Source organism: Kitasatospora papulosa (assembly GCF_000717245.1).
Classification (GTDB): Bacteria; Actinomycetota; Actinomycetes; order Streptomycetales; family Streptomycetaceae; genus Streptomyces; species Streptomyces papulosus.
The window spans coordinates 1-2,753 of record NZ_JNYQ01000048.1; the positions used below are offsets into that span (position 1 = coordinate 1).

The 2,753-nt window shown below is 47.3% G+C and carries 5 protein-coding genes; 2 read left to right on the forward strand and 3 right to left on the reverse strand.

Translation table 11 applies throughout. The features are described from left to right. A partial coding sequence (locus IA22_RS36085) for a hypothetical protein (RefSeq protein WP_442684746.1) occupies positions 1–555 on the forward strand: 555 nt, incomplete at its 5' end. Positions 556–683: 128 nt separating this feature from the next. Here the strand turns inward: IA22_RS36085 and IA22_RS36090 are convergent. The 3 genes from IA22_RS36090 to IA22_RS38435 form a co-directional block, all read right to left on the reverse strand. Then, on the reverse strand, positions 684–1,256 hold the full coding sequence (locus IA22_RS36090) for a tail fiber assembly protein (RefSeq protein WP_425277498.1): 573 nt from the start codon (positions 1,254–1,256) through the stop codon (positions 684–686). An 11-nt stretch (positions 1,257–1,267) separates the two neighbouring features. Continuing rightward, positions 1,268–2,212 (reverse strand): phage tail protein, encoded by a 945-nt coding sequence (locus IA22_RS38480; protein WP_015979257.1) that lies wholly within the window; start codon positions 2,210–2,212, stop codon positions 1,268–1,270. A gap of 173 nt (positions 2,213–2,385) precedes the next feature. Beyond that, positions 2,386–2,502, reverse strand: a complete 117-nt coding sequence (locus tag IA22_RS38435) for a phage tail protein (RefSeq protein ID WP_234409869.1) — start codon at positions 2,500–2,502, stop codon at positions 2,386–2,388. Here IA22_RS38435 and IA22_RS37950 point away from each other — a divergent pair. Further along, positions 2,474–2,753 (forward strand): hypothetical protein (locus tag IA22_RS37950; RefSeq protein ID WP_245229658.1); only part of this gene is annotated, 280 nt, incomplete at its 3' end. The genes IA22_RS38435 and IA22_RS37950 overlap by 29 nt on opposite strands.

Genomic DNA, 2,753 nt, shown 5'->3' on the forward strand with positions numbered 1-2,753 from the left:
CAATATGACAATAAAATAATTCCTGAAGATATTAAAGAGCGTCTAAAACTGGTAGATAAGCCTAAAAATATCACTTCGACAGAAGAGTTAGTTGACTATACAGCCAAGCTTGCAGAAACGACTTTTTTAAAGGACGGTTATCACATTCAAACATTAATTTTTTATGATAAACAATTCCATCCAATTGATTTAATCAATACAACATTTGAAGATCAAGCAGATAAATATATTTTTTGGCGTTATGCAGCTGACAGAGCCAAAATAACAAATGCCTATGGCTTCATTTGGATATCAGAGCTATGGCTCAGAAAAGCAAGCATCTACTCCAATAAACCAATACATACAATGCCAATTATAGATGAAAGACTTCAGGTAATTGGAATTGATTCAAATAATAATCAAAAATGTATTTCATGGAAAATAGTTAGAGAAAACGAAGAAAAAAAACCGACTTTAGAAATATCAACAGCAGACTCAAAACATGACGAAAAACCATATTTCATGCGTTCAGTCTTAAAAGCAATTGGCGGTGATGTAAACACTATGAACAATTGAGTCATAGAACTTCCATTATTCTCCTGAAGATAATAATCGCCAAATAAACCAATACTCAGCTTTACAATATACTAACTAACCGCAGAACGTTATTTCATACAACGTTTCTGCGGCATATCACAAAACGATTACTCCATAACAGGGACAGCAGGCCACTCAATATCAGGTGCAGTTGATGTATCAACACGGTTCAGCAACACCCGATACTTCTTCCAGGCTTCCAGCAACGAGGTTTCTTCCTTCGTTGCAATTTCCAGATCTGCAGCATCCTGAAGCGGCGCAATATGCTCACTGGCTACCTGCATCAGGCTTTTTTTTGTTTCTTCCGCCTCCCGGATCCGGAACAGTTTTTCTGCTTCCGTATCCTTCACCCAGGCTGTGCCGTTCCACTTCTGATATTCCCCTCCCGGCGATAACCAGGTAAAATTTTCCGGTAACGGACCGAGTTCAGAAATAAATAACGCGTCGCCGGAAGCCACGTCATAGACGGTTTTACCCCGATGGTCTTCAACGAGATGCCACGATGCCTCATCACTGTTGAAAACAGCCACAAAGCCAGCCGGAATATCTGGCGGTGCAATATCGGTACTGTTTGCAGGCAGACCGGTATGAGGCGGAATATATGCGTCACCTTCACCAATAAATTCATTAGTTCCGGCCAGCAGATTATAAATTTTTATGGTCCGTGGTTGTTCACTCATTCTGAATGCCATTATGCAAGCCTCACAATATAGTTAAATGCAATGTTTTTGACGGTGTTTTCCGCGTTACCCGCAGCGTTAACGGTGATGGTGTGTCCGTGTGAACCAATACTGAAAGAATGGGCATGAGCACCGATAACAACCGGATGCTGGTGCGCACCAATACCAACTGTATGCGCATGTGCACCGGCACTCACGGCTGTACCGGACAATGAGTGACTGTGGCTGCCCTGACTGTCCGTTTTCGATAAATAAGCAATACCCTGTGTGCTGGTTCCTTTAACTGTGGATAAACTTCCTGTAATGGTTGCTGTTCCATACTGACTCCAGCCAGAACTGTTCATCCTTAAACCACTTGTGTGGGCATGAGCACCCGCGGCCCCTGTTGAACCGCTCAGACTGTGAGCATGAGCCCCCGTGTTATTCGTCGATTTGGTGCCGTAATCGAAACTGCCTGTTGTTTTCGTCCCGTAATCAAACGACGATGTGGTTTTCGTCCCCAAATCCGTACCGGATGCACTGGCACTGTGGGTGTGCGACTTAATTCCATCCTGTTCCTGAGACAATACAGCACGACCGCTGGCGGGTTTCCCCTTGATTGTCCAGCCTCGCATATCAGGAAGCACACCCGATGGATACGCGACAGCAAGTTTTGGGTAGGCTGATTTGTCAAACGCCTGCCCCTGCATCAGGACGTAGCCAGACGGAACGATATCTGATGGCCACGGGATCGGCGCACCTGCCGGAAAGGCCGAATTCTCACCGGCCCCAAGGTATTCAAGAACATCTGCAACGGAATTTTTTGCCAGAATATCCCTGCCAACCTGAGTCAGTTCAGTCAGGCTGGCGGCATCATTTTCCGCAAAATACGGTAATTTATTTTTCGCCGTGGAAAGCCCTGCCAGCGCCGTCAGTGTCGCATTCTTCGGTTGTTTACCCGCAAGCGCGTTAGTCATGGTGGTAGCAAAATCTGGATCATTCCCGAGCGCTGCGGCCAGTTCATTCAGCGTATTCAGTGCGTCAGGTGACGCGTCGATAACATCTGCAATCGCGGCCAGTACAAAAGCGGTGTTCGCAATCTGGGTATTGTTTGTTCCCCTGAGCGCGGTTGGTGCTGTTGGCGTTCCGGTCAGTGCCGGACTGTCCAGTGGGCTTTTCTGTTCGTTTCATCCATTACCACCTTAACCGCCTTTGGCGTTGCAGCAAGCGTTTCAGACGTGCTGTTGGTTGCACTGCTGAGCTGCACTATCCCCTTTCTCGTTGTGTCCGCATCCTCAAGCGCGACAGCTGAAGCTATATCTTCTGCACGTTTTGCCGAATTTTTTGCACGTATTGCCGCCGCTTCTGCCGCACTTTTGCTCTGCGATGCTGATACCGCACTTCCCGCAGCCTCTGTCGCCTTCGTGGATGCCGTTGACGCACTCCCCGCCGCCGCTGTTTTTGCGTCTGCCGCGGCAGAGGCGCTCCGTTCCGCTGCTGTTTCAGATGACCTGGCAT